Source organism: Dyadobacter sp. CY343, from assembly GCF_021390335.1.
GTDB lineage: Bacteria > Bacteroidota > Bacteroidia > Cytophagales > Spirosomataceae > Dyadobacter.
In genome coordinates this window covers 476,005-501,013 of the sequence record NZ_JAJUXK010000004.1, presented here as the reverse complement: position 1 = coordinate 501,013, position 25,009 = coordinate 476,005, and the positions used below count along the sequence as shown (strand labels likewise).

Genomic DNA, 25,009 nt, shown 5'->3' with positions numbered 1-25,009 from the left:
TTTTACGCTCGTTCTACCCTGACTGTGGTAGCAGGAGTACTGAATACTGTTCTAAAATATGTAAATATCAATGCGATCATTAATCCTGCAAGTGCACCAATCTTCGCATTTCTCTTATCCTCCTGTTTCATATCAAGAGGTACTTTAATGCCTTCAATTTCTGTGAAAAGTGGGGCTTCACGTACCAACGACATCTGCATTTTTTCTGCGTTCGCCATCGCTTCATAATAAAGCTGCTGCAAGAATGTCGATTTTCGCTCCATACTATTGGTAGAAACCTTGGCTTCCGGCAGCATGATTTGCGAGCTGTAATCCATTTGTCTTGCCAGTTTATGCTCAGCAATACCGAGTACGCTCGCTAGTGAATCGGCCCGGTGTTGCAGGAGACGAAGTGTCTTTCTGGTTTTCTGCGTCTGGTTCTCAGTATACATTTCTTCGACTGTTTTCAGGAGTGTAGTTACCCACATACCTGCCAGTGCCTCATTTTCCATGAGGGTTGATATCGAAATAAATGAAGATTTACGATCCAGTGAAGCGATCTCCGTTGCGTCGCCAGCCTTTTTAACGATCTCATTCAATATGATCCTGGAAGTCCTGTCCAGTTTTTTCAGATCGTTCGATACAAAATGAAAATTTTGCAGATCGGGTCTTTCTTCCCACTCAGACGTTTTGATGCCGCTGGAATCAATAAAAAAGTTAGCAAAAATCTCTTTTTTTCCATTGATCTCTACCTCCTTCATCAGGTTACGTTCTAAGACAGGACGTGATTTTACGAAGTAGAAGAAGTTTTCACCTGTGAAAATGTTCGCATCCGGAGCAGATCCCAGGCCGAGTAACCCGGCCATTTCACCGAATCCCGCGCCCTGGCTACTTCCGCCCCCCAAGTTAAACACTACGTTTGCCTCGTACTTGTTCGCCTTTTTTACATAAGTATCCAATGCATATCCGATTCCAAAACCGATGATCGGTAAGAATAGGATCATTTTCCAGTTCCGGATAATGGCATCTTTAACAACGATAACTTTTTCAACTACTTCCTTCGGAGATAGTTCGTCATCGGGAATTTCTTGCGGTCGCGCAGGGGTGAGTGTTTGAGACATTATCTTATTGAGCGAAAGGCCAATACTGTTACTATTAATCCCATAACCGAGCTCAGCAAGCCGGTAGCCGTCGAGATAGCCTGTTGCGTGTTCAACCCAGGAGCAGCTCTTACAGGTACAAAAATCTCCGATCCCGGCTCAACTTTCGGATAAACGTTAAAGAAAAGAAATCTTCTTGTCCGGTCTATATTTCCGTTAGGATATTTAATATAAGAGCTTTTACGGAGAGACTGTACAGTAAAGCCACCCGACTGAGAAATATAGTCCGTAAACGACATTCCCTTGCCGTACTTAACCGTAGTAGGATACAATACCGATCCTGCTACCTGAACTGTTTCCAGACGTTTTGGAATACGGATAATATCTCCTTCCTGTACGATCAGGTCTTCGAATGATCCTGGGTTTTTCAGGATATTTTTCAACACAATACCAATTTTCTCTTCCTTGACATTAGGAACGTCACCGAGGATTGTACCTTTCTTGATACTATTTTCAGTGATCTCCGCCTGTTCAAAGTCAGTAGGCTCTTCCAGGTCTCTCACGATCGTGCGGCGAAGTAAGGTTGCTCCCTCAGGATACGCAAGCTCCGTCAACCCGCCTGATCTTTTGATAATGTCGCTGATCTTGTCGTTTTTGTTAATGATCGTGTACGGTCCGGTTACCAGTACTTCACCTTCGACAAATACAGTTTGCTGTTCTACATAATTCGGCGATTTCCTGACAATGATCTGGTCAAATGGAAGGAGACGGAAATTAGTCGCTTTAGCGCCAAGTGATAAGTCTCTGTTCAGGTCGAACTTAAAAACCTCCGATATCTGCGCATTGGCAGTACCCGCAACACCGTTTCGCTTGCGCCTAACAACTTCTACCTCAGAGGTATAAGCCGACTCGCGGAGACCGCCAGCCTGAACAAGTGCGTCTTCCAGCGTCATTTCGGAAGTATATGGAAACTTGCCTTCGTTGATACCGATCTTCGTATTGTTAACCTCGCCTTCCACACTCACATAAGCCGATTCAGCCATATCGAATTTGGACGGAACAATCACCTGGTCAAGTCTGGTAAGAATGAGGTCGGGAACTACATTATTGATCAGATCCACGTAATTCATCGGGATACTCTGTAGAGTCAGATCGTCTCTTGTTCTCAATACATTGATCCGGCCTGCAAAAGCGTCTTCTCTTAATCCCTGCGCATTTTCAATCAGTTTTTTAAGAGTAGGGCTGCTGTCTAGCGAAAAATCACCCGGGCGCATTACTGCTCCTTCAATCGTCACAATATTTTCGTAGCGATCCAAAACGGTACCTACATTAATAGAGTCACCAGTCGCGATTTCGAAATTCTCATATTCGCTTTCCGAAACGTCCAGCAGCTTTCTTTCCTTAGAAGTAATCCGCTGGATTTTAAGTCTTTCGCGATAAGCCTTATCCTGGAATCCACCTGAATACTTAATAACATCACCCAGCTTTTCCTCAGTTTTCAATTCGTAAATACCCGGACGTTTAACCATACCAGTTATCTCCGCACGTTTCAGATAATAGCCAACTACAATATTGTCATTGTCCTGAACCCGTATATCTCCTTCAATCTTACCGTTAACAAGGTAATCGTAGATATCCATATGCGACACTACCTTTCCAGCCCGCACTACACGCACATCACGGAAAGATCCAATTTCATTCGGCCCGCCGGCCTGGTAAAGCGCATTGAATGCAGATGAAAGCGATGATACCTCATATGTTCCGGGATTAATTACTTCCCCGGTCACAAATACCTTCACTGAGCGGATATTCCCAAGGGTTACCATCAATTTGGTACGGGCTGTGGTGCCTCCGCTGCCGAGTAGCCCCGGAACGAACTTGGCAAATTTATCGATCAAAATTTTCCTGATTTCCTCGATCGTGCGCCCTGCAACCTGCACCGGTCCGACCCTTGGAATTAGGATATTCCCGTCCTTGTTCACCACGCCTTCATAAGTACTTTCTGCGTAGTTATAAATGTAAATGTTCAGCTCATCACCAGGCCCAACCACATAGTTGGTAGGTGTAGCGATCTGTAAATCAGGGATTGGATCCAGATTCTTATTGGCAAAAATAGAGTAACCGTATATCTTCTGGCGGAATGCTTCTTTTTCCTGTTCTTCGGGTGTCAGTGTGGTGGAAGTGGAGGTATTAACCTTGCTCTGGTCACTGTTCTGTTCGCCATTTTGGCCATTCTGATTGGCTGGATTTTTGCTTTTATCGTTAGACTGGCTGTCATTTCCCTGCTGGTTTCCTTGTTGATTACCAGGCTGTTGACCATTTTGTTGACCCGATTGAGGTGCATTTGGGTTTCCCTGAGTATTGCCTTGCTGACCTCCCGTTGTGGTACTTCTCGGTCCGGTTTGCTGCGTGCCTCCCTGAGATCCTTGAGAGGCAGGAGCCTGAATTGTTGGAGCTGAGGGTGTTACCTGAGATATTGCTGGCAGAGAAATGAGAAAAGTCAGAAAATAAAGAAATAAGGAATTATAACTTTTAGTAAATCTGAATCTGTTCATATGAAGAATTATTGTACTATTGAAATGCTGAAAATCCATGAAACCTATCTTTTAGACTACTATTTTTGATTTTGGAATCCGGGCAGCGTCGTATTTGGATGTGTATGTAATAGCAAAGTAAATTAGATTTTTCCTATTTTTAAACAAATTCTAGTAATCGGGCTCTTGTTATCCGCGCAAAGGTATAACAGCCTAACGACAAAAAACTGAAATTATTAAAATACAATATTCAAATTCAGAAATACGACTAAAAGAATAATTATAAAAATGGAAAGTACAAACGTTCAATACAACGAGGATAGTATCAGATCGCTGGATTGGAAGGAGCACATACGATTAAGGCCGGGGATGTATATTGGAAAATTAGGGGACGGCTCGTCTATTGATGATGGTATTTACGTATTAGTCAAGGAAATCGTCGATAACTCCATCGATGAACATATGATGGGTAATGGAAAGACCATCGAGATCAAAATTTCGGAGCATCGGGTGGAAGTACGGGACTATGGAAGAGGTATCCCGCTGGGAAAAGTGGTGGATTGTGTTTCGAAAATTAATACAGGCGGGAAATATGATTCCGGCGCGTTTCAAAAATCGGTCGGCTTGAATGGGGTAGGTACCAAGGCGGTAAATGCGCTTTCCCAATATTTCAAGGTACAATCGTTCCGCGACGGGAAATCAAAAGTCGCTGAGTTTGAGCAGGGAGCTTTGCTGCGTGAATCAAAAGAGCAGCCTTCCAACCAGCGAAACGGCACACATACTTTATTTGAGCCGGATTCGAGCATCTTTAAGAACTTCAAATACATTCCGCAGTACCTGGATAGCATGATCTGGAACTACTGCTATCTGAATGCGGGGTTGACAGTTAATTTCAATGGAGAAAAATATATCTCCCAAAACGGCCTGCTCGACCTGCTGAAAAGCAAAACGGATGCAGAATCGATTCGCTATCCAATCATACATTTAAAAGGAGAGGATATCGAGTTTGCGATGACGCACGGTAACCAATATGGGGAAGAATATTATTCTTTTGTAAACGGCCAGTACACCACGCAAGGCGGAACGCACCTCGTGGCTTTCCGGGAAGCAGTAGTGCGGGCTGTGAGAGAGCATTTTGGCAAAGATTATGCGCCGGAAGATATTCGCTCGTCGATCAGTGCCGCTGTGGCGATCCGCGTGCAGGAACCTGTATTTGAATCTCAAACCAAAACAAAACTGGGATCCAGTACGATCACGCCTGACCCGAACAGTACCACAGTCCGCACCTTCGTCAATGATTTTGTAAAAGAGCAGCTGGACAATTATCTGCACAAACATCCTGAATCCAGGGACGCATTAAAGAAGAGAATTGAACAATCGGAGCGGGAGCGGAAGGAGCTGGCAGGTATTAAAAAGCTGGCAAACGATCGTGCCAAGAAAGCAAATCTGCACAACAAAAAGCTCAGGGATTGCAGGCTGCATTTGACCGACATTAAAAACGACCTGCGTCACGATACCACCTTATTTATAACAGAAGGAGATTCGGCGAGTGGCTCTATCACAAAATCACGTAATATTCAGACGCAGGCTGTATTCAGTTTGAGGGGAAAGCCGCTGAACTGCTTTGGGCTGACGAAAAAAATCGTTTACGAAAACGAAGAGTTCAATTTACTGCAACACGCGCTTGATATTGAGAATGGTGTGGAAAACCTTCGTTTCAACCGGATAATTATCGCTACCGACGCGGACGTGGACGGCATGCACATCAGGTTGTTGTTAATGACATTTTTCCTGCAATTCTTTCCTGATCTGGTTCGTAACGGGCACTTATTTGTTTTGGAAACGCCACTTTTCAGGGTGCGTAATAAAAAAGAAACAATTTACTGTTACAGCGACGAAGAGAAACAGCACGCGATCGCAAAACTCGGCACCAAACCTGAGATCACGCGTTTTAAAGGATTAGGGGAAATATCTCCCGAAGAATTCGGCCGGTTCATTGGTGAAGATATGCGCATAGAGCCTGTGATCCTTCAAAAGGAAACTTCGATCCAAAAGTTGCTTAGTTATTTTATGGGCAAGAATACGCCTGAAAGACAGCGCTTTATAATTGATAATTTGAAAGTTGAGAAGAATATCGAAGAGCTTGCACTCGCCAGCTAATAGTAGCATTATATCATTTTACAAAAAGTTACTCTGTGGAATTACAGAATTTAAGGGAAAGAATAGATACACTCGATGATCAGCTGCTGACTATTTTGAATGAGCGAATGGAGCTGGTTCGGCAGGTAGGCGAGCTGAAACGTTCGTCGCAATCCATAATCTATCGTCCGGAAAGAGAAAAGCAGATCCTGGACAGACTTGAAAAAAGGAATAACGGGCTGTTGACCCGACAGGCGATCGATGCGATTTTCTTTGAGATCTTCGCTGTATCACGCAATCTCGAACTCCCGGAAAGAGTCGCTTACCTCGGGCCGGAAGGAAGTTTTACGCACCAGGCGGCCGAGGGCAGGTTTGGGGGAATGAGCGAATACATGGTTTTGCCGACTATTCACTCTGTTTTTGAAAGTGTAGAAACCGGCCGCAGTAAGTTTGGTGTGGTACCTATCGAAAATAACCAGGAAGGTATCGTGATCGAAACTGTGGATTATCTGCGGGAGAAAAACCTTTCGATCGTGGCTGAGGTATTGTTACAGGTACATTTCACCTTCGCTTCCCAGTCCGACAGTCTGAAAGATATTAAGAAGATATATTCAAAAGACATCGCATTCCGGCAATGCGGGAAGTTCATTCACGAATATCTGGATGGAATGAATGTGGAGCTGATCCCGGTGGAATCGACCTCGAAAGCAGCCAAGCTGGCAGCCGACGAGCCGGACGCAGCTGCGATCTGCTCATCCATTTCCGCCCGCCTTTTTGGAGTACCTATTCTTTTTGATAATATCGAAGACAGTGATCAGAACCGGACACGTTTTCTCATATTGGCCAAAGACTTTACGAATATTAAAAGCGACGACGACAAGACAACTATTATCGCAAACCTGCCGAATACCAATCGTCCGGGCGTTTTGTACGAATTTTTAAAGGATTTCAACGACCGCGGGATCAACCTGACCAAGATAGAAAGCCGCCCGCTGAGAGGCGAAGCAGCTTTCAGAACCTGGTTTTTGGTAGAATTTCTGGGTCACATGCAGGATCCTCAGGTGCAGGAGATCATGCATAAATATGGTACGCATTTGAAGTGGCTTGGGAGCTACATTAAGGTTTCCTAGCAGCCGCTATTTTAAAGTGCCGCGATAAAGTGAGGGCCAGTTACCGTACAATTCAACGGAAGTTTCAGTCCCGTCCGGCAAACGCACTTTGGTAGTTCTCACTGCGGTAGGCGCCTGGAAACTGTCCACTGCGAGCACTACGATATTTTTCCCTCTTACAATCGAAGTAACGAAAGGCTGCTTCTGGTCAATAGCCAGGAGCGCCTGTTCTTTTTTAGGGGTAACCCAGTTTCCGTTTAATTCAAAAGGCAGATCTTTCACGGTACCACCTACGATCACGTCTTCAACCTGCTTCGCCATCCAATTTCCCAGCGCGTAATATTCCGTCGGGAAATCCCAGTACCACGGCGCGCCTTTACCTTTTGCATTCCTTCCAACCTCACCTTCGGGCGTTTTTCCATCGGCGGGATACCATTCGTAACCCCAGCCCCAGCCGCCTTTTACGAGTTTGTAAGCATTAGGATCGCTGCCTGATGGAGGCCCATCCTGCCACAAATAGTAACCGTCGAAAAGTATAAGTGAAAACAATGAAAAGCTCAGCGCCTGACTGGCCGGCATCATCTCCAGCTGGTTCATGATCAGCTCGCCTTTGGGATCTGTGAGCTGGTAGTTCCAGGGATTAATAGGATCTTTATAAAGCGGCATATACCTGTTCCAGCCGTAGAATATAAACTTATTGAGCTTTTGGTATGGGATCAACTGATTGATTCTCAGTGAATGAACAGCAGACAGTAATACAAAATTGTTGGGTGAATTACCCTGCGCATCCATTGCAAAATTCGGCTTTGGGTACACATCAATCGGCGTCGCATTGAATGCATTCTGCAAGCTTTCGCCGTTTGGCAGCACATCAAAATTCGGGTTATTGGATTTCGGCTGCTGGTAATCTTTGATAAAATCTTTCGGATTGGCGCCGCCTACCGTGTTGATATGTGGGTTTGTATAAGCACCTCCGCCCCAGTAATCCATCAAACGCATTTCCGGGTGGTTTTTACGAATATAGTCAGTGAACCAAAGGAGCCTTTGTTTCACCTCAGCCGGATACTTCTGGTTCCAGAACTCAAAGTCAAGCGCATAAACGCCGAAGCCGGGTACGCCGGCCAATGCTTCCACTTCCTGCTTGCTCAGTGTCGCGAACCATTTTTCGTCTTTATCATTGAAATAATTGGGCGTAGCTGTGTAATGCAGTTTATTGGAAGGATATTCTTTTTCAGTATTAAAAAGATAGCCGATCCCGCGCTTGTAATAATTGATAGAAGGTACTTCATCGTTGAGCCGGTATTGCGCGACGATCTTATCTTTAATAGGTTCGAATTCAGGGAATTTTGTGTCAAAAGTTACATTCAATCCGCGTGGCGGCGCAAACCAGTCTGGGATCTGAATGCGGGTTAATCTTGATTCTCCTTTTTCAGCGACTTTACCCGATATCCAGATATTCTGCTGACGAACTGAGCGATTTTTCAGTTCATTCCACCAGTCATTGTAAGGTGCGTCGATCCAGCGGGCGGTTACGGAATACAGGTAACCCGGTCGCACTTCGATGCCATTTTCCAGTCCATTTACCGCGATACCATCGATCATCACCACTTTCGTGCGGCCGTCGTTGTAATTGGCAAAATCTTTCAGGTACAGTTTTCCATCTTTCGAAACCGGCCTTACATCCAGAAAAACATCTTTACTCCCGTGCCTGATCCACTGCGAATTGTCGGGGATCTCATTTTTGATCTTTCCATCGAAACTGAAGGAAGCTGTCGTTTCGCAGCCGGGCTGCCCGAGGCTTATCACCTTGATTGTAGCTTCACCTTCATTCAACTCAGTTTTCGGAATGGTAAGCCACGTTCCGTAACGGTGAGGGATATCAGTCAGTTTCTGCGTATTGCCCGACTGCGTGATTTCGATATTATAAGGCGCTAATCCACCCACATTGGCGGCCAGCTCGAACTGCATTTCAGAGCCGATCTGCCGATACCGCCTGACCGTCAGATCGCATGCATTGGAAGCGGAATCAATAGTAGTGGCAACCGGAAATCCTTTTACAGCCTCGGGATAATGGCGGTTCTGAGAAGGACCGAAGCGGTTCCAGGCCCATAGCCCGGAACCCGCCAGAAATATCAGAATTCCACTGGCCCAGATAAGCGTTGATTTTGACAAAATTTTGTTTTTACGTACCACAATAGTTGGTTACCACCAGCGATAGAACAGACCTATCGACCCGTTAACCGATGATACTCCTTTTTCAATATAGTCATGTTTGTATGCAGTACCATCATATTTGACGCGAACATCTACGCCAACAGCACCATCTTTCTTGAAAAGGAACTTGGAACCCAACCCTATCCCATATTTCGGGGCGATCTTTTGGTGCTGGGAAGACAGTGTTCCATAGTAAAGCACATTATCCAGAATACTGATCCCACCGCTCACCTGCACATAAGGCTGGATCATGGATGTTTTACGAAGAAAATGGTAATTACCAAACAGCTCCACCGGATATTGGGACAAAGTGCGCGTTTGAACCGCCGAGATCGTCCCTTCACCATTTTGATAAAGCGTGCGCGGAATGCGTTTCTGGAAATAGGTCGAACCAATTTCTCCGCCTATTGAAAAAGGTGAGTTTCTCAAAACCCATTCAATCGAAATGGACGCATTCCGGAACGAAGATTTGTCAATATAAGAATCTGCAAAAGAGCCCAGCGGCACTGCTCCCATCACGCGGGCAGTAGCCAGGTAGTGGGTATATCGCTCAAAAGGCGACGGTAGAGTGTAAAGCTTGGGCGCTTCCTGCTGTTGTGCGTAAGCCGGTAAAAAGCCTGCTAGAAAAAGGGCTGCAATGATTATTTTTTTCATTTTCAATTAATTTTTAAATATTCTGACTGGCCAAAAACCGAGTCGATCATCGTATCTACATACTGTCTGTTGCCGATACCCGCCCCTCTTACCTGCGCATCCCAGATCACGTTAAACGTTTTGTCAACTGTGTTTGGGTTCTTGAAATCGAGCAGCGTGATCAGCCAGTAACTCTCGGCAGTTTCGTAGTAGCTGTAATAATTAGGGTAACCATAACCGAAGCCGCCGCCCCAGTAACCGCCGTAATAGGAGTTAAGTGGCTGCGAAACTACATTCAAATAGGTATTTGTGATCCAGGTCACATTAATACCCACGTCAGGTTTGGCTTTCGGGCTCACATATGTGTAGCCGAGGGCCTGCATTTTGGTGATAATGCGCGTAAGTACATCTTTGTCAATATCAGTCAGTGCAGTGCCTGAGCGATTATTTTCAACGACAACTACGGAGTCGACAATGCTGAAAGTTTTGTATTGTTTGAAATTAGCTGCCTTGTCGTGGTTGGTGATGTATACCAGTGATTCTTCCGTAGACAGGTCATTGATCGGATCTTTGGAGCAGGAAGCCATTCCCAGTCCGGCTATAAGAAGGAATATTGAAGCTTTTTTAAACATTTTGGGTCTTACATTTAAAGTTATTAATTAAACGAAATTTGAAATTGAACATTTTACAAATGCAGTTTTAGCGGCTCAATTTTTTAGTAAAAATGGTTTGTACACTATTGCAGACCTCGTTTTGTGAAAATTGGTTGTAACAATCCATACCTTATATTGACGGCGATGCAACTGAAAGGCACATCAAATTTGTATTCTATAAAAATGGATACCTGTAAATAAGGAGAAGGCAATAATCATCATCTTTGGTTTGAAAAAGACCAGCAGCACCTTGCAATTATCATAAATATGGAAACAAAAGAAGAGATTTTAAGGATCATAGATGTTCTGAACGACACGTATGAAAGTGAAGAAGCCTGGTACGGACCGTCGGTAGTAGAGGCACTGCGTGACGTCACGCCGAAAATGGCAGAGCTGCGGCTCAGCACGAATACACACTCGATCGCGGAGATCGTGTACCACATGACCACCTGGCGGATATTCTCAGTGAGAAAGATCCAGGGTGACGCGGAATTTGATATTAAAACACAGGATAAAGACTGGAAGAAATTCCCGATAGTGGACGAATTTGAGTGGGAAGCTATTCAAATGGAGCTCAGTTTGTCTCAGGAAGAACTGATTTCGGAACTGGAAAAAATTGAAAGTGACAGCTTCCTGGAAGAGTTTGTGCCGGGTCGCGACTATTCTTATTATACCATGATCCACGGTGTGATTCAGCACGATGTGTACCACGCAGGGCAGATCGGGCTTATCAAAAAAGCAGTGAAGGGCATGCGCCTGGATGAAGACGATAATTATGGCGCATTTGACGACCGATCGGACTTCGATCAGGGGTCAGAATACTATTAATACTTATATAAAATTTCGTATAGTTGCATTGCGACCTATTGTTTATTGCTAAATTTTTCTATTTTGCATAATAATAGAGCGTTGCGAAACCTAGCTCGTCAATGTTCTAGTGGTGTGGATATAGACATAAAGGCTGTCCGATATTTCGGTCAGCCTTTTTTTAAGTAGAAATCTGTGCAACATTTGAAATCTAAATACTGATCATCCATTATGAAAATCCTTGTCGTTGAAGACGAACCCAAACTGGCCGGCTTTCTGAAACGCGGGCTCGAAGAACAATCCTGGGAAGTCGAGCTGGCGTATGACGGACAAGTCGGGAAAAAAATGGCGGCCAATTACCGGTTCGATGTGATCATTCTCGATGTAAACCTGCCGCTGCTGAACGGTTACGATCTGGCGCGGCAACTGAGAAATGACGGTTTGTCAACACCGATCCTTTTTCTTACTGCCCTTGGAACGATCGACGACAAACTTGACGGTTTTGAAGCCGGCGGAGACGATTATCTTGTAAAACCTTTCGAATTCCGCGAGCTGATCGCCCGGGTGAAGGTATTGTCCCACAGAAATACCACGCGGGAGCAATCGAGCCAGGTACTTACACTCGCCGATCTGGAACTGAACCTCGACGAAAAAGTGGCGCGCCGCTCCGGAAACCGTATTGATCTCACAGCCAAGGAATTTGCATTGCTTGAATACCTTATGCGCAACCGCGGGAGGGTAGTATCCCGGGTGGATATTGCCGAGCAGGTGTGGGATATTCGGTTTGATACAGGTACCAATGTGATAGACGTTTACATTAACTTTTTGAGAAAAAAAGTGGATAAAGATTATCCTAACAAGCTGATCCACACGGTAGTGGGAATGGGTTACATATTCAAGGAAGAATGAATATCAAGTCCCGTCTGACGCTCATGTTCACCATGCTGGTCGGCTCCATCATGGCACTTTTTTGTCTGTCGATCTATTTTTTTTATGATCAATACAGAGAAAAACGGTTCTATTCATTTCTGAACGAGCGGGCGCAGACTATTGCGCAATTGGTAGAGGCGAGCAACGGGATCAGCAAGGCGGATATTGAAAAGATCGAAAAAGAGAACAAAACGATCCTTCTCAACGAAGAGATCACGATCTACGACGGAGCCGACTCGATTATCTACATGAGCGGCGCCGACTACCTGACCATTTCAAAATCATCGCTGGCCGACGCGCGGGGTGGGAGGGAGATCCGCACCAAATACCAGGACAAGGAAGTGATTGTTACCCGCCACATTTTGCAGGATCACCGCAAGCCTTGGATCGTCGTGATTATCGCCAATGACAACCTGGGAATGAGCCAGCTGCACCGGCTGCGTGAAATTCTGGTCATTGGCTGGCTTCTGGCGCTGGTGCTGGTCGCCGTGGCAGGCTGGCAGTTTTCTAATGACGCGATCAAGCCCGTTGCAGATATTATCGATCAGGTCAATAATATTTCGGCGGGGAACTTACACGAAAAAGTAAAGGTAGGGCGGGAGAAAGACGAGCTCGCATTGCTGGCGGAAACCTTCAACCAAATGCTTGCCCGGCTGGAAATTGCATTTGTCGCGCAGAAGAATTTCGTTTCCCACGCCTCTCACGAACTGCGTACACCCCTGGCACTGATCATGAGCGAAGCGGAACTAGGCCTGATGAAGGAACGCTCAGTGTACGAATACCAGGACGCATTGCAGGGAATATGGGCAGAAGCGAAAGAAATGAACGGGCTGGTGAACAGACTGCTCGAACTCGCCCGGACCGACGAAAATACATTCAAAGTATCATTCAGAAAGATCAGGATAGATGAAGTGCTCTGGCAGGCGAAAACATCTACCGAACAAAAAAATCCGGGATACCACGTGAATGTTACTTATGAAAAAATCCCTGACGATGAGCAGCAGCTGATGCGGATCGGCGACGAAAGTCTGCTGCGAACAGCATTCGTTAATCTCATGGATAATGCCTGTAAATATTCTGACGACAAGACGGTTAACGTCTCGCTGGAAACCGGCGACGATCAGATCAGGATCAACTTCAAAGACAACGGAATTGGCATTGCGCCCGCCGAGCTGCCTTATATTTTCGATACGTTTTACCGGAGCGGCGCCACGATCACAAAGGCGGGTTATGGCATTGGACTAGCACTCACCAAACGCATTATCAATATGCAGGGAGCGACGATCGATGTTGAGTCCACATTAGGCTCGGGTGCTACATTTATCGTTCGGTTTCCTCCTTTTTAACTCGCTTTTAATTCAGCATTAATGCGACTTTAACTCGCCTGACTGTTTTTTGTAACCTGATCACCCGGGACAATATATTAGTAAATGAGGTGATTAGATATGCACGAAGTTTAACAGCTATTGATTTCCGAATTACCCGGAGGAAGCGATACCAGGTTAAATTGAGTTAGGTGAGTAGTAAAGCAAAACTGGCCTCGGGACATTCCGGAGGCCAGTTTTTTAGTGCTATTCAGGAATGCGAACCTGCCTCTGCGAATCTTCGATACGTGTGGAAGGCAATGCTTCGGGATATTCTTTTGCGATGAATTCAATCATTTTCTCACGTACCAGACACCTCAGATCAAATGTTTCGCTCGAATTGCGGGCGGACATGATCGCCCGAACTACCATCAGCTGACCCTGCGTATCCGTAATCTGAAGTGCCCACAATTTTCCGTTCCACAGCGGCGTGGTATCCAATATCTCTTTCAACTTTTCACGCAATTTGGGGATAGGTGCGTGGTAATTCAGTTGAAAAAACGCAGTGCCGATCAGCGCACTGTCGTTTCTTGTCCAGTTCTGAAATGGCGTTTCGATGAAATAGGTGATCGGAAGCACAATGCGCCTGAGGTCCCAGATATTCACCACCACATAAGTCAGGTTAATCTCCTCGATCCGGCCCCACTCGCCTTCGACGATCACAACATCGTCTATTTTAATAGGTTGCGTAAATGCGATCTGAATCCCCGCCATCAGGTTAGCAAGAGACTTTTGGGCTGCAAAACCGATAATCACACTGAAAATACCCGCCGAGGTAAGTAAACCTACACCATACTGGCGTACCCCTTCGAAACTCAGCAGCAATACCGAAACGCCTACGATCACGATCAAAATAATGACCATCCGCTTCACGAATTTGATCTTCGTGAACATCCGTCTCGCATGGTTATTATCAGGGGTATTGAAATCGAGCTGGTCGACTAAGATCCTTTCGATTATGATCACGACCCGGACCATCAGCCACGTTGTCGCGGCGATGAGGGACACCTTGCTGATTGCGAAAAGCCAGCCATATTCGGGGTATATAGCGGAATAGGCCCGGGTAGAGGCGGTGATGAAAACCATCGGAACGAAAAAATAGAGTACGCTCGTGAGATTTTCCCGTATCGCTTTCACGGCGTTCCACTGCCTTTTTAAGGCGGCTATCTTAATGATATTGATAAGTAATGCGCTAATTATAAACCCGACTACTCCCGCAATCAGGACAATCAGCCAGGGTTCATTTTTGTAGAAAAACGCTTCTATGTAATTCATTCATTCGTCAGATATCGTTGAGTCGCGCGACGATCATCCCCGTGTGCTTCGGGACAGATGCCACGTATTCAGCCAGCGGGACACTGGTCATGATCACTTTTTTTCCACCCAGGGAAGCGTGGATCAGATAAGCCCTGCTGCCAATTTTACTTATAATACCCATGTGGTTCACGTCCAGCCCCTCAACAGAAGAGGTAAATGCAACAATATCACCATCATGTAGCATCGGTTCCGCCTTTTGAATGCCGGCTTTCGGAATATAGCTGTGCTTTCTTGTATTGATCTCGCTCTCCTGTCCTTTAACCTTCTCCCAAACCTCACTCTCAGCCAGTGCGGCATACAGATTGGCGTGGTTGGTCATGAAGTTGATCTTTTTTGTAAACGGTACCCCGCCTACTTTTTCTGTGATATCTTCGAGTCTGCCGCGTTTCTCGTTTTCATACAGCCAATCCAAAATATAATGCAGCCGGGAAGGATACCCGTCAATGATCCCGTCGCGGTACCGCAATTTGGTCAGCTCATTTTTATATGCGTCAAAAGTTGCATTCTCGCTTTTTGCCACGGTGAGCGCGATTACACTTTCAACAAGTGTAGTACAATCCAACCCGTCGAACTTGCAGACAAGTTTTTCGGTAGGATTGCCTTCCAGCGTACCCGCAACGTAGGGCGTACCCAGAAACGATTCACTCATCCGGAGTACCTGGGTGCCGATATCCCGGCTTTCCGGCAGATCCATTTTCTGCGCAAAAACCTTTTGCAGGTTCGTTTGCGCATGGACAGCACCTGAGAAAGAGACCAGAATGTATAAAACTGCAATTCTCAACATACTCAATTTTTTTAGCGGATATTTAACTGCCGGCCGGTGCACCGGGCTATTGGCAGGGTTAAATATTTACATACAAACTTCGCAATTACGTAAAAATAGCAATGAAAAAGCCTTACCTGCCTATGCAGGCGCTATTTTTTCACTATTTCATATACGAGGACGGATGCCGGAGGCAGCTCAACGTGAATCCCGCTGGAAGTGATATTCGCAGCCTGCTGATGCAATTTTGCCGCAAATGCAGGGAAAACAGGAGTAAGCTTATATTGAATGGTGCTATTCAGTTGCAACACATTACTCCACGCATCTTCCGGAATGCGAACGTTGGTCTCAACAGCTCTTTCACGGTCGAAATTGCAGATAAAAAGCAGCCTTTGATCCGGGGTATGACGGAGATAACTGTAAATGATTTTTTTGTCGTAATTGTAACTTTGCCCATCTACGTTTACATATTGCAGGTCATAAAATTCGCCTGCAAAAACGGCCTCATTTTGCAGCACGAAGTGATTCAGGCTCTCATAGAACTCCCGGAGCTTGCGTTGCTCGCTGGTCAATAGGTCCGTATTGAACTTGCCGCCATTTACCCACTGCTGAAACTCTGTTACGCCCCAGTAATCGAAAATGGTAGTACGTCCGTCTTCTCCCTGAAATCCTTCCGCAACCAGTGGGTTAACTCCCAGTTCCTGACCAAAATAAAGCATCATCGGGCCAGTATGGAGTGTGGCACTGAGCGTCATCGCAGGAATTGCCAGCCAGGGGTTGCCCGCGAAATAGCGCGACGCAATGCGCTGCTCGTCATGGTTTTCCAAAAACCGAAGCATATTTTCACTGATATCCCCTGACTCCTGCTGCCACAGCCTGGTAATATCCTCTGCTGTTCCGTGCCCCTCGATCAGTCGCCGTAGTGAGTTGTACAGTCCGACTTTATCGTACAGATAGTCGAATTTTCCTTTATGAATGTAATTGTGATATTGTTGCGGGTTATAGATCTCAGCGATGAAAATGATCTCCGGGTTTAATTTTTTGATCTCAGGAATTACCCACGCCCAAAACTCCACTGGTACCATTTCCGCCATGTCGCACCGGAATCCGTCCACTCCTTTTTCTGTCCAGTATTTCAAAATATCATACATTTTGAGCCACGTGGAAGGGATAGGAGAAAAATGGGTAGCGCCGCCGTTCTGATAATCCACACCATAATTCAGCTTGATCGTCTCGTACCAGTCATATTGGCTTGGCTGGGCTGCGAAAACATCATTTCCAGTCGCTTTCGCAGGTCTTTCGTCGTAAGGAGCTGTTACGGCGAAAGGCGGTGTGTGGCCTTCCGGGACTATAAAATCCTGATTAGGAATGTAATAGAAGTTATTGGACGGACTGAAACTGACCGTAGTATCATCCTCTTCACCGAAATCCTTCACGCCAATCGCCCGGGCATCCGAATGATATTGCCTCGCTACGTGATTGGGAATAAAATCAATAATAGCTTTCAGCTGTTGTGAATGCGTGCGTGCAATAAGCAACTCAAATTCGTGCATGCGGTTGGTAACGTCGACCGCCAAATCGGGGTCCACATCATAATAATCTTTCACCGCATAAGGCGACCCTGCGATACCTTTCACGATCAGCGGATGATCGTTCCGGATGCCGAACTGCGAATAGTCCGTGAGCGTGGCGTGTTCCAGAATGCCCGTGTACCAAACGTGCGTAATACCAAAATCGGTCAGCGCTTTCAGGGCTGTATCCGTAATATCATTGAACTTGCCGGAGCCATTTTCCTCGATCGTACCGTAGCATTTGTTGGTTGTATTCTGATTGCCGAAAAGGCGCGTGAAAATCTGGTAAATGACAAACTTATTCTGATTAACTGGGGACATAGTCTGTTGACTTTGATATTTATTAAGGAATGGATCGCGGCTTTTCTTCGTCTGCAAGATATTCATTTTGAAAATTACGCCTTCCATTCGTCCTGCCTTTTTGATCCAAACCAGGTATAGCGTGGTGCAGCTGATCAAAATTGGTGCGTGATACAAACACTTTATACCTTTTTATTGATTTTACTATTTCTTGAAAAAATAATATAATACCGAGGATTTAGCATCTGGTTAAAGTAATAATTGTAAATCTGGGACATTACTCGTAGGTTACGACTTTTTGAGCCATTTTATTTGACTATGGTACAGAGAATCTACTTACTTGTTTTATCAAGTATATGGCTGATGCTGACCGTATTAGGTTCCGGGGAAGTTGCTGCCCAGGACTTTGGCGAATGTCAGAGACTGGTCAAAGATCTACTGCCTGTTTTTAACCGCTCTTTTGAAGAAAACAATCCCGCACTAATAAGGGAAAAGTCTTATCAGCGCGGTATCCGCGAATTGCAGGCTGCCTACTCTCTCTATCACAAACAAGCATTTCAACCCTCCGATTCGGTTCAGCGTATGAACAACGAGGCGGTGATACTCGCCCTGCTGGGGAATTACCAGAAGGCACTGCATATCATGGAAGCGCTCGACCTGAACCAGCAGGAACCGCAGCTACGCTATAACAGAGGACTTTTTGCATTGCTTTCCGGAAAATATGACGCAGCCCGAAACGACTTCAGCCAGGCGCCCGGCGGCACACATGCAAACCTGAACACCGTCGTCGCTTTTGGTAAACAGAAAAAATACAGCGAGGCAGCAGATTTTGCGGCCGGTAATTCAGCGAAGAACAGCGGCGGCAAATGGAATTACAATCTTGGAATGGTACACAAATACAGCGGCCGGACCGAAGAAGCGATTGAAGAAGTTACCACCGCGATCAGGCAGAAAGATGAAATGGCATTTCGGCTCCAGCGCGGCGATATGCTGATGCGAACCGGGAATGAAAAGCGGGCTGTCAAAGATTTTGAAAAAGTGGCCCGTACCCACCCGAAAGCGCAGATCAGGTATGCAAATGCATTGCTGTCCCTCAACCAGTTTGGCCCCGCAAAGGCAGTTTTCTCCTCCTATCTCGAAACGGACGACCGCACTTTCCGGGGCGATGCTTACCTGGGAATGGCGCATGCAAATTATGGTTTGAAGCAGATCAGCGAGGCGCAACGCTACTATAAGCTCGCTTCCACTCTAAAACGTGAAACACCCGCATTGCAATCGGGAATAGCAAATACGCACCTTTCCAAGCGCGAGTATCAGACAGCATTTACACTTTTCGACCGGGTAATTAAAAAGGATTCGACCTATTTGCCTGCCTATCTCGGCCGCGCCGTTTCGTATTATGGTCAGCGTAAGTATGAGCTCGCTTTAAAGGATTTCAAGAAAGCAGAAAAAGCGCTGGATGAGCACAACAGGTTTTTTGCTGATCTTTTTGTTACCAAAGCATTTTCTGAATACTATCTGAAACGCACCAGCGAAGCACAGGATGATTTCCAGAAAGCGATCAAGCTGGACGCAACGCGATACGAAGCGCTGGCAGGTATGAGCGGCATTATGATCGACCAGAAACGCTACTCGGAAGCAGGTACTTTCCTGGCAAAAGCATTGCAATACGAGCAGGGTTACGATCTGATGTGGAGCAATTACGGGAACCTGCTCCTCCACTTCGATATGTATAAAAAAAGCTATCAGGTGTTCAAAAAGGCAGTTTCCCTGAATCCTTCCAATGTGAATGCACAGAACGGATGGGGGGTAGTACTGCTGGAAAACGATCAGCTCGACAAATCAATGGCGCTTTTCGACAGCCTGGTGCGGGAAAAGCCCGACTTACCTTTTTTGCATAATAACCACGGTATCATACAAGCATATATCGGGAACCGCCACGACCAGAAACGTCAGGTGAATGAGGCAAATGCGCGTTATGACGGCGCTTTTGAAGATTTTAAGAAGGCAATGGAAGTAGCGCCTTCACGCAAGTTCTATAACGTAAACCAGGGAAACGTATACCGCTATCTGGAAAAATACGATGAGGCAAAACTGAGCTACCAAACCTATCAGGATAAAAGTGCATTGAACAACACCGCTGTCATGTACGCGGGGCAGGAGCGGATCAAGGATGCCAAATATTACCTGGGTGTGGCACTCCAAATCGATTCACTTCACCGGGTTTTTCAATACAATATGACCGTACTTGCGAAAGGGAAGCAAAAGGAAATGATGCGACTCGTAGCATCCGCGGATGAGAATAGCCCTTTTTCCGATATTGGGATCAAATACAGCCGCGATGGATTTGTGACGATCTATTTGTACGATTATGAGTATGACGTGTTGACCTTCCCAGGAAGACACTATATGCCGCTGCCGGTTGCCGAATACAAGGAAGATTACTTTATACCGGAATACGATTTCAAGCTGGTAGCCTACGAGAATAAGAAGAGCGACGGAGACAAAACGAAGCGTGTCAGGTACCGAAGTCAAAAAGTGAAGTTGCCGGGTTCGCGAAACAAATCGGGCACGCATTGCCCTATTCTTTTTTAATCTGAATTTAATAACTTGGAGAAAATCCGCGCAGAATAGGCCTGTGAGAAATATTTTCTACGTCTTCTTTACCGCACATCCCCAACTGACGCAAATTTCTCTACTGTAAAAACACCTCCTTTTGTTCTGGTTAATCAGGCTTCTCCCCGGTGCTGGGAAAAGATATTCCGGACTTCGACGAAGCTGATCGGCTTGTCCAGAAAGTAGTCTGCGCCATTCTTAAAAGCCTCGTCGCGCAAATTGGTCATGGCGCTCATTGTGACGATATATACTTTTTTGTCAGGATATATACTTTTTATTCTCTGAATTTCACCAATACCTTTTCCATCAGGTAAGTTGTTGTCAATGAATATCCAATCCGGCATTATCTCGGTTATGCAAGCTATACCCTCATTCAGGGACCCTGCTACCTTGATAGCCGCTTCCGGCTCCCTGATATTAAGCTGTCTCACTAGAAAATTGCGCATCAACACTCCCAAATCTCTCTCATCTTCAATAATTACAATCTTCATAGCGATGTGTCGGAAATAAATTTAGTCATCAATAGCGGAGGTACTTAAGATAGCTTGTACTGCATATAGTTAAGGTGCCAGTTGCAATAATCCTGCCATTTAAGAGCTTTCCGGAGCGAGAACCGGGACAATGGTTTGTCGAAATTATTCAGTGAGCTTTATTTGAGTTTCCGCTTGTCCGGCTTTTCCGCTATTTAGGAATTTTTCTTTACAGGTTCGGGAGGGGAATTATCGTCAGTATTTTTTTTAGTGTACTGATTTTCAGGTTACTAATGAAAATATATGGACCGAGGAGAAACTGGTAAGGATTTTGCTCAGGTAATGGAAATGATTGTTCACATTAACGCTAAAACTATGTCAGGTAATAAAGTGATTTTGGGTGTAATATCAGCTGCCGTTGTAGGAGCGATTATCGGATTGCTTGTAGCGCCGGAAGAAGGAGCGCAAATCCGGAAGAAGATCAAGAAAAAAACAAACAGCCTCGCCGGCGACCTGATTGATGCGCTTGAAAAAAGCAAACAAAGTGCAAAAGACGCAGCAGAGAACCTGAAAGAGGAGGGCTCGGCATTAAAAGACGAGGCAGTTAATAAAGCAGCAGAGTATACTGATACTGCGAAGCGTGAATTCAACGATTTTAACTAATATTCGTAAAAGGCCGGAGCTGTCCAGTTCCGGCCAACTTTATTTTCACACCATCATGGAAAGCAACACCGATCCGTCGACGGATCAAAAACCAAAAATTACAGTATCAAATACTGTTGATTATATCAAAGAATTGCTTGCTGCTGGCCCGCAAAGTGCTACCGGCCGGGGATTAGAACTGGGTGTGGGCGCAGTACTTGCACGTACTGCATTGAAACGTTTACCCGCACCGCTCAACTTCGTCGTTCCGATGGTTGTGGAAAAGGTGATTTTGAAGCACGGCGTAGATGAAGGCCGCGATCTGTTATTAAAAGGTCTCAGGTGGGTGAAGAAGGCAACTGACGAAAAACCGGAAGTGCTATCCTGATTGCGCATAATCTATATATACTAAAACCCTTCAACCGAAGGGTTTTTTTGTTTTCCATATTCACGGAAATGGGTTGGTTGTCCAGGAAGATAGAAATCAGGGTCGGCAAGCCTTTTGTTTAATACAATTTTTGTCTCTTTATTCCGATCTCGGACAGGCGGCTGCGAAAATCGTACTGAACGAAGTTTTCAACCTCAAATGAAGTGGGCAAGGCGTTACCGGGAAAGTCATTTCTGATCACCGGCCCTTTCTACACTTATGATTATCAGGCAAATATATTTTGCGCTGAAGCAGGAAAACAAAAAGCTTGCGAGCATCTGTCTCGAAGCTGTCAGATTGATCCGCCTTGTCCGAAAAAGGTATTTGGAATCCGGCGAATAGTAGTGACCGTGTGGAGCATCCCTACTTTCTGAATTATAATACTCAGTCTGTGGAAATAACTACGCAATCTTTGCAATCGCTGTTCCGTGTTACCTGAACATTGAATAAAGAATTGTAAATTTAAAGCATTAAGAAAATTACCATCTTACCGTTACTTGCTCTATGCAAAGACAGACGCAGACGCAAAGGCAGACCTTAAAATATTCTCCATTACAAATTCAAATGCTGAACCTACTGCATTTGACAACGATGGAGCTTGAGCAGAGAATCAAAGAAGAATTAGAGGAAAACCCGATTTTAGAAGAGGGTAAGGAGGAGAATGCCGCAGAGGAAGCTTCCGACGATCTGCAGGATCCGGCGGATACCGGAACAGGCGAGGATAATTCAGTTCAGGATTATTACGATTGGGACGAATTCAGGGATGACGATGTTCCCGACTACAAGACTTATGCAAATAACCAATCGGCAGATAATGAGCTATATACGCGGCCGATGGTGGAACCAATCTCGTTCCGCGACGATCTCAAACAACAAATTCATTTTCTCAGACTAAACGAGCGCCAGCAGCTGGTGGCAGACTTTATCCTCGATTCGCTGGATGAAGATGGTTTTCTGAGACGCGAGAGCGACGTAATAGCAGATGACATTTCGTTCGCCAACAGCATGTTCATCGATACCGATGAAGTGAATGCAATGCTGAAAGTGATACAGCAGCTTGATCCACCAGGTATTGCAGCGAGTGACCTGCGCGAGTGTCTGCTCATTCAGCTGAACCGCATGGAAACGCAGAATGATACCTGGAAATCTGCATACCGCATTGTAACTGATGCATTCGATGAGCTGGGTTCCCGCAATTATGACAAGATCATGCGGATTACCGGCCTCGACGAAGAAGCTTTGAAAAAAGCAATTCAGTTGATCACTACATTAAACCCCAAGCCAGCCTCCGGACTTCGCAACGATTCAATAGTGAATGAAAGCATCAAGCCGGATTTCATGTTATGGTATGCAGAAGACGGCGAGATCGAAGTGCAGCTGACCTGGGGAAACAGCCCTGCCCTGAAACTGAGCAAGGTGTTTACAAAAATGGCGGAGCAGAAGAATGACAAAGCCACCAACCAGTTCCTGAAAAACAAGATGAACTCGGCTAAATGGTTCATAGACGCCATTAAGCAGCGGGAAAATACAATGCTAAGCACATTGAAAGCGATTGTGCGGCTGCAATATGATTACTTCCAGTCTGGTGATGTTAAGAAACTGAGACCGATGATCCTCAAAGATGTGGCCGAAATTATCGATATGGATATTTCCACGGTTTCGAGGGTTACTACCAATAAATATGTGCAAACACCGTTCGGGATCGTTTTGTTGAAAGACCTGTTTACGGAAGGTGTTACGAATGAAGACGGTACCGAGGTATCTAATAGAGAAATCCAGGAGGCGATCAGGGAAATTGTTGCCGCGGAGGATAAGAGACACCCGTACAATGACCAGCAGATTACCGATATGTTGTCAGAAAAAGGCTATTCAGTAGCCAGACGGACAGTAGCAAAATATCGGGAGCAGCTGAACATACCCACCGCTAGATTAAGAGTGACTATTTAAATCTAAATTAAGCCCTAAAAACCAGGCATGAAAAAAATTGTTGTTGTTGATGATGAGGCAGATATTTGTTTTCTGTTGAAAAGGTTTTTGTCGAAGAATGATTTCATAGTAGAAACAGCACAAAACGGGAAAGATGGTCTCGCATTGATCGAATCGATCTCGCCGGACCTTGTCATGACGGACTTTCGCCTGGGCGATATTACAGGAACCGAATTGCTGACTGCCATTAAGGCGAAACGGCCAAATGTGCCGGTGCTGATCATTACTGGCTATTCAGATATTAAAATCGCTGTAAGCGTCATGAAGCTGGGCGCTTACGATTATATCACCAAACCGCTTTTTCCTGACGAAATATTAGTCACAGTGAAAAAGGCGATCGCGGATGCGGAATCTTCTCAAAATGAAGAGCAAATGTACACCGCGTCGGCTACCTCAGGCACTACTTCGGAAAACAGTCCGAAACCTGCGAGAAAGATGAATCCACGCACCAAGGCTGGCTACATCATGGGAACTTCGGAGGTTTCTGATAACCTTTTCCGGCAGGTTGATCTGGTAGCGCCTACCAATTTCAGTGTGATTATTTATGGAGAAAGTGGTTCGGGAAAAGAAGCGATCGCGCAGGAAATCCACAACAGATCCCGCCGGAAGGATATGCCTTTTGTAGCGATGGACTGCGGTGCTATTTCAAAAGAACTGGCAGGTAGCGAGCTTTTCGGACACGAAAAAGGATCGTTTACAGGAGCACTTCAAACCAAAATAGGGCATTTCGAGCTTGCCAACGGCGGTACCTTGTTTTTGGATGAAGTTTCCAATTTATCCTACGAAATCCAGGTTGCGCTGCTCCGTGTAGTACAGGAACGTAAAATGCGCCGCATTGGCGGATCAAAAGAAATCGACCTCGATGTACGTATTATCGTTGCGAGTAACGAACGGTTGCTGGAATCGGCGAAAACCGGGAAATTCAGAGAAGATCTTTACTATCGTTTCAATGAATTTACCATTGAAGTACCCGCGTTGAGAAACCGGAAAGACGATCTGATGTTGTTCGCGAACTCGTTTCTCGAAACCACAAATGCAGAGCTGAACAAGAGTGTAAGCGGATTTTCGGAAGAAGTGAAAAGCGACTTCCTGAACTACTCCTGGCCGGGTAACCTTCGCGAAATGAAGAATGTGATCAAAAGGGCTACATTACTTTCCGACGGCGACCTGATCGAAGAAAAATCACTGCCTTTTGAAATTGTAAATTATCGCAAGCTGAAAGACCTCGACGAGGAACCTGCCGCTGTTGCGCCTGCTGCTCCCGGGATTGTAGAACCGGTGGACGGAGACGATTCCAAGCCGAGTTTGAAAACAGTGGCTAATGAAGCTGAATATGATATGATCATGCAGGTTTTGAGGGATGTAAATTTCAACAAAAGCAAAGCGGCCCGTTTACTGAACATCGACAGGAAAACGCTTTATAATAAAATGAAGCAGTTTGACATTTAGTGGTAA

19 protein-coding genes are annotated in these 25,009 nt (G+C 45.5%); 10 read left to right on the top strand and 9 right to left on the bottom strand.

Going from position 1 to position 25,009, the window contains the following annotated elements:
• Positions 1-2: 2 nt before the first annotated feature.
• Together LZG94_RS13930 and LZG94_RS13925 are read right to left on the bottom strand one after the other, a co-directional pair.
• Complete coding sequence (locus tag LZG94_RS13930) at positions 3-1,100, bottom strand: hypothetical protein (protein ID WP_233792479.1); 1,098 nt, start codon at positions 1,098-1,100, stop codon at positions 3-5.
• Positions 1,100-3,634, bottom strand: coding sequence for an SLBB domain-containing protein (locus tag LZG94_RS13925; protein WP_233792478.1), 2,535 nt, complete (start codon positions 3,632-3,634; stop codon positions 1,100-1,102). The genes LZG94_RS13930 and LZG94_RS13925 overlap by 1 nt, the downstream gene beginning before the upstream one ends.
• A 267-nt stretch (positions 3,635-3,901) precedes the next feature.
• On the opposite strand from LZG94_RS13925, the gene LZG94_RS13920 reads away from it, so the two are divergent.
• Both LZG94_RS13920 and pheA read left to right on the top strand, forming a co-directional pair.
• The gene (locus LZG94_RS13920; protein WP_233792477.1) at positions 3,902-5,773 is read left to right on the top strand and encodes a DNA topoisomerase IV subunit B; all 1,872 of its coding nucleotides are present in this window, start codon (positions 3,902-3,904) and stop codon (positions 5,771-5,773) included.
• Between the two features lie 35 nt (positions 5,774-5,808).
• Positions 5,809-6,882 (top strand): prephenate dehydratase, encoded by a 1,074-nt coding sequence (gene pheA, locus LZG94_RS13915; protein ID WP_233792476.1) that lies wholly within the window; start codon positions 5,809-5,811, stop codon positions 6,880-6,882.
• A gap of 6 nt (positions 6,883-6,888) precedes the next feature.
• Here the strand turns inward: pheA and LZG94_RS13910 are convergent, their stop codons facing one another.
• Genes LZG94_RS13910 through LZG94_RS13900 form a run of 3 tightly spaced genes read right to left on the bottom strand, consistent with a single transcriptional unit; the run spans position 6,889 to position 10,340 of the window.
• Entirely contained in the window at positions 6,889-9,033 is a 2,145-nt protein-coding gene (locus LZG94_RS13910) for a hypothetical protein (protein WP_233792475.1), read from the bottom strand.
• Between the two features lie 30 nt (positions 9,034-9,063).
• Positions 9,064-9,729, bottom strand: coding sequence for a hypothetical protein (locus tag LZG94_RS13905; protein WP_233792474.1), 666 nt, complete (start codon positions 9,727-9,729; stop codon positions 9,064-9,066).
• A 2-nt stretch (positions 9,730-9,731) separates the two neighbouring features.
• The gene (locus LZG94_RS13900) at positions 9,732-10,340 is read right to left on the bottom strand and encodes a DUF4136 domain-containing protein (protein WP_233792473.1); all 609 of its coding nucleotides are present in this window, start codon (positions 10,338-10,340) and stop codon (positions 9,732-9,734) included.
• A 288-nt stretch (positions 10,341-10,628) separates the two neighbouring features.
• Here LZG94_RS13900 and LZG94_RS13895 point away from each other — a divergent pair, with 288 nt between their 5' ends.
• From LZG94_RS13895 to LZG94_RS13885, 3 genes are all read left to right on the top strand, one after another.
• A complete protein-coding gene (locus LZG94_RS13895) occupies positions 10,629-11,189 on the top strand; it encodes a DinB family protein (RefSeq protein ID WP_233792472.1) in 561 nt (186 codons plus the stop codon).
• A 210-nt stretch (positions 11,190-11,399) separates the two neighbouring features.
• Positions 11,400-12,077: a response regulator transcription factor gene (locus LZG94_RS13890; RefSeq protein ID WP_215232560.1), complete on the top strand. Its 678-nt coding sequence runs from the start codon at positions 11,400-11,402 to the stop codon at positions 12,075-12,077.
• Complete coding sequence (locus LZG94_RS13885) at positions 12,074-13,444, top strand: HAMP domain-containing sensor histidine kinase (protein ID WP_233792471.1); 1,371 nt, start codon at positions 12,074-12,076, stop codon at positions 13,442-13,444. The genes LZG94_RS13890 and LZG94_RS13885 overlap by 4 nt, the downstream gene beginning before the upstream one ends.
• Before the next feature lie 225 nt (positions 13,445-13,669).
• Here the strand turns inward: LZG94_RS13885 and LZG94_RS13880 are convergent, their stop codons facing one another.
• The 3 genes from LZG94_RS13880 to LZG94_RS13870 all read right to left on the bottom strand — a co-directional run bounded on the left by LZG94_RS13880 (position 13,670) and on the right by LZG94_RS13870 (position 17,434).
• Positions 13,670-14,737 carry a mechanosensitive ion channel family protein gene (locus LZG94_RS13880; RefSeq protein WP_233792470.1) on the bottom strand — a complete coding sequence of 356 codons (1,068 nt, stop codon included), beginning with the start codon at positions 14,735-14,737 and terminating at the stop codon, positions 13,670-13,672.
• A 7-nt stretch (positions 14,738-14,744) separates the two neighbouring features.
• Entirely contained in the window at positions 14,745-15,563 is an 819-nt protein-coding gene (locus LZG94_RS13875; RefSeq protein ID WP_233792469.1) for an N-acetylmuramoyl-L-alanine amidase-like domain-containing protein, read from the bottom strand.
• A gap of 131 nt (positions 15,564-15,694) precedes the next feature.
• Complete coding sequence (locus tag LZG94_RS13870; RefSeq protein WP_233793123.1) at positions 15,695-17,434, bottom strand: alpha-amylase family protein; 1,740 nt, start codon at positions 17,432-17,434, stop codon at positions 15,695-15,697.
• Positions 17,435-17,776: 342 nt separating this feature from the next.
• Here LZG94_RS13870 and LZG94_RS13865 point away from each other — a divergent pair, with 342 nt between their 5' ends.
• Complete coding sequence (locus tag LZG94_RS13865; RefSeq protein ID WP_233792468.1) at positions 17,777-20,008, top strand: tetratricopeptide repeat protein; 2,232 nt, start codon at positions 17,777-17,779, stop codon at positions 20,006-20,008.
• A gap of 134 nt (positions 20,009-20,142) precedes the next feature.
• On the opposite strand, the gene LZG94_RS13860 is transcribed toward LZG94_RS13865, so the two are convergent.
• Entirely contained in the window at positions 20,143-20,520 is a 378-nt protein-coding gene (locus LZG94_RS13860; protein WP_233792467.1) for a response regulator, read from the bottom strand.
• A gap of 354 nt (positions 20,521-20,874) precedes the next feature.
• Between LZG94_RS13860 and LZG94_RS13855 the strand changes: the two genes are divergently transcribed.
• From LZG94_RS13855 to LZG94_RS13840, 4 genes are all read left to right on the top strand, one after another.
• A complete protein-coding gene (locus tag LZG94_RS13855; protein ID WP_233792466.1) occupies positions 20,875-21,162 on the top strand; it encodes a YtxH domain-containing protein in 288 nt (95 codons plus the stop codon).
• Positions 21,163-21,217: 55 nt separating this feature from the next.
• Positions 21,218-21,529, top strand: coding sequence for a hypothetical protein (locus LZG94_RS13850; RefSeq protein ID WP_233792465.1), 312 nt, complete (start codon positions 21,218-21,220; stop codon positions 21,527-21,529).
• Positions 21,530-22,072: 543 nt separating this feature from the next.
• Complete coding sequence (rpoN, locus tag LZG94_RS13845) at positions 22,073-23,515, top strand: RNA polymerase factor sigma-54 (protein WP_255700651.1); 1,443 nt, start codon at positions 22,073-22,075, stop codon at positions 23,513-23,515.
• Between the two features lie 27 nt (positions 23,516-23,542).
• Positions 23,543-25,003: a sigma-54 dependent transcriptional regulator gene (locus LZG94_RS13840; RefSeq protein ID WP_215232550.1), complete on the top strand. Its 1,461-nt coding sequence runs from the start codon at positions 23,543-23,545 to the stop codon at positions 25,001-25,003.
• Positions 25,004-25,009: the final 6 nt, after the last annotated feature.

Coding starts and splice junctions, on each gene's coding strand:
- LZG94_RS13930 (WP_233792479.1), bottom strand. CDS start 1,100: ATGTCTCAAACACTCACCCCTGCGCGACCGCAAGAAATTCCCGATGAC.
- LZG94_RS13925 (WP_233792478.1), bottom strand. CDS start 3,634: ATGAACAGATTCAGATTTACTAAAAGTTATAATTCCTTATTTCTTTAT.
- LZG94_RS13920 (WP_233792477.1), top strand. CDS start 3,902: ATGGAAAGTACAAACGTTCAATACAACGAGGATAGTATCAGATCGCTG.
- LZG94_RS13905 (WP_233792474.1), bottom strand. CDS start 9,729: ATGAAAAAAATAATCATTGCAGCCCTTTTTCTAGCAGGCTTTTTACCG.
- LZG94_RS13900 (WP_233792473.1), bottom strand. CDS start 10,340: ATGTTTAAAAAAGCTTCAATATTCCTTCTTATAGCCGGACTGGGAATG.
- LZG94_RS13895 (WP_233792472.1), top strand. CDS start 10,629: ATGGAAACAAAAGAAGAGATTTTAAGGATCATAGATGTTCTGAACGAC.
- LZG94_RS13890 (WP_215232560.1), top strand. CDS start 11,400: ATGAAAATCCTTGTCGTTGAAGACGAACCCAAACTGGCCGGCTTTCTG.
- LZG94_RS13885 (WP_233792471.1), top strand. CDS start 12,074: ATGAATATCAAGTCCCGTCTGACGCTCATGTTCACCATGCTGGTCGGC.
- LZG94_RS13880 (WP_233792470.1), bottom strand. CDS start 14,737: ATGAATTACATAGAAGCGTTTTTCTACAAAAATGAACCCTGGCTGATT.
- LZG94_RS13875 (WP_233792469.1), bottom strand. CDS start 15,563: ATGTTGAGAATTGCAGTTTTATACATTCTGGTCTCTTTCTCAGGTGCT.
- LZG94_RS13870 (WP_233793123.1), bottom strand. CDS start 17,434: ATGTCCCCAGTTAATCAGAATAAGTTTGTCATTTACCAGATTTTCACG.
- LZG94_RS13865 (WP_233792468.1), top strand. CDS start 17,777: ATGCTGACCGTATTAGGTTCCGGGGAAGTTGCTGCCCAGGACTTTGGC.
- LZG94_RS13860 (WP_233792467.1), bottom strand. CDS start 20,520: ATGAAGATTGTAATTATTGAAGATGAGAGAGATTTGGGAGTGTTGATG.
- LZG94_RS13855 (WP_233792466.1), top strand. CDS start 20,875: ATGTCAGGTAATAAAGTGATTTTGGGTGTAATATCAGCTGCCGTTGTA.
- LZG94_RS13850 (WP_233792465.1), top strand. CDS start 21,218: ATGGAAAGCAACACCGATCCGTCGACGGATCAAAAACCAAAAATTACA.
- rpoN (WP_255700651.1), top strand. CDS start 22,073: ATGCAAAGACAGACGCAGACGCAAAGGCAGACCTTAAAATATTCTCCA.
- LZG94_RS13840 (WP_215232550.1), top strand. CDS start 23,543: ATGAAAAAAATTGTTGTTGTTGATGATGAGGCAGATATTTGTTTTCTG.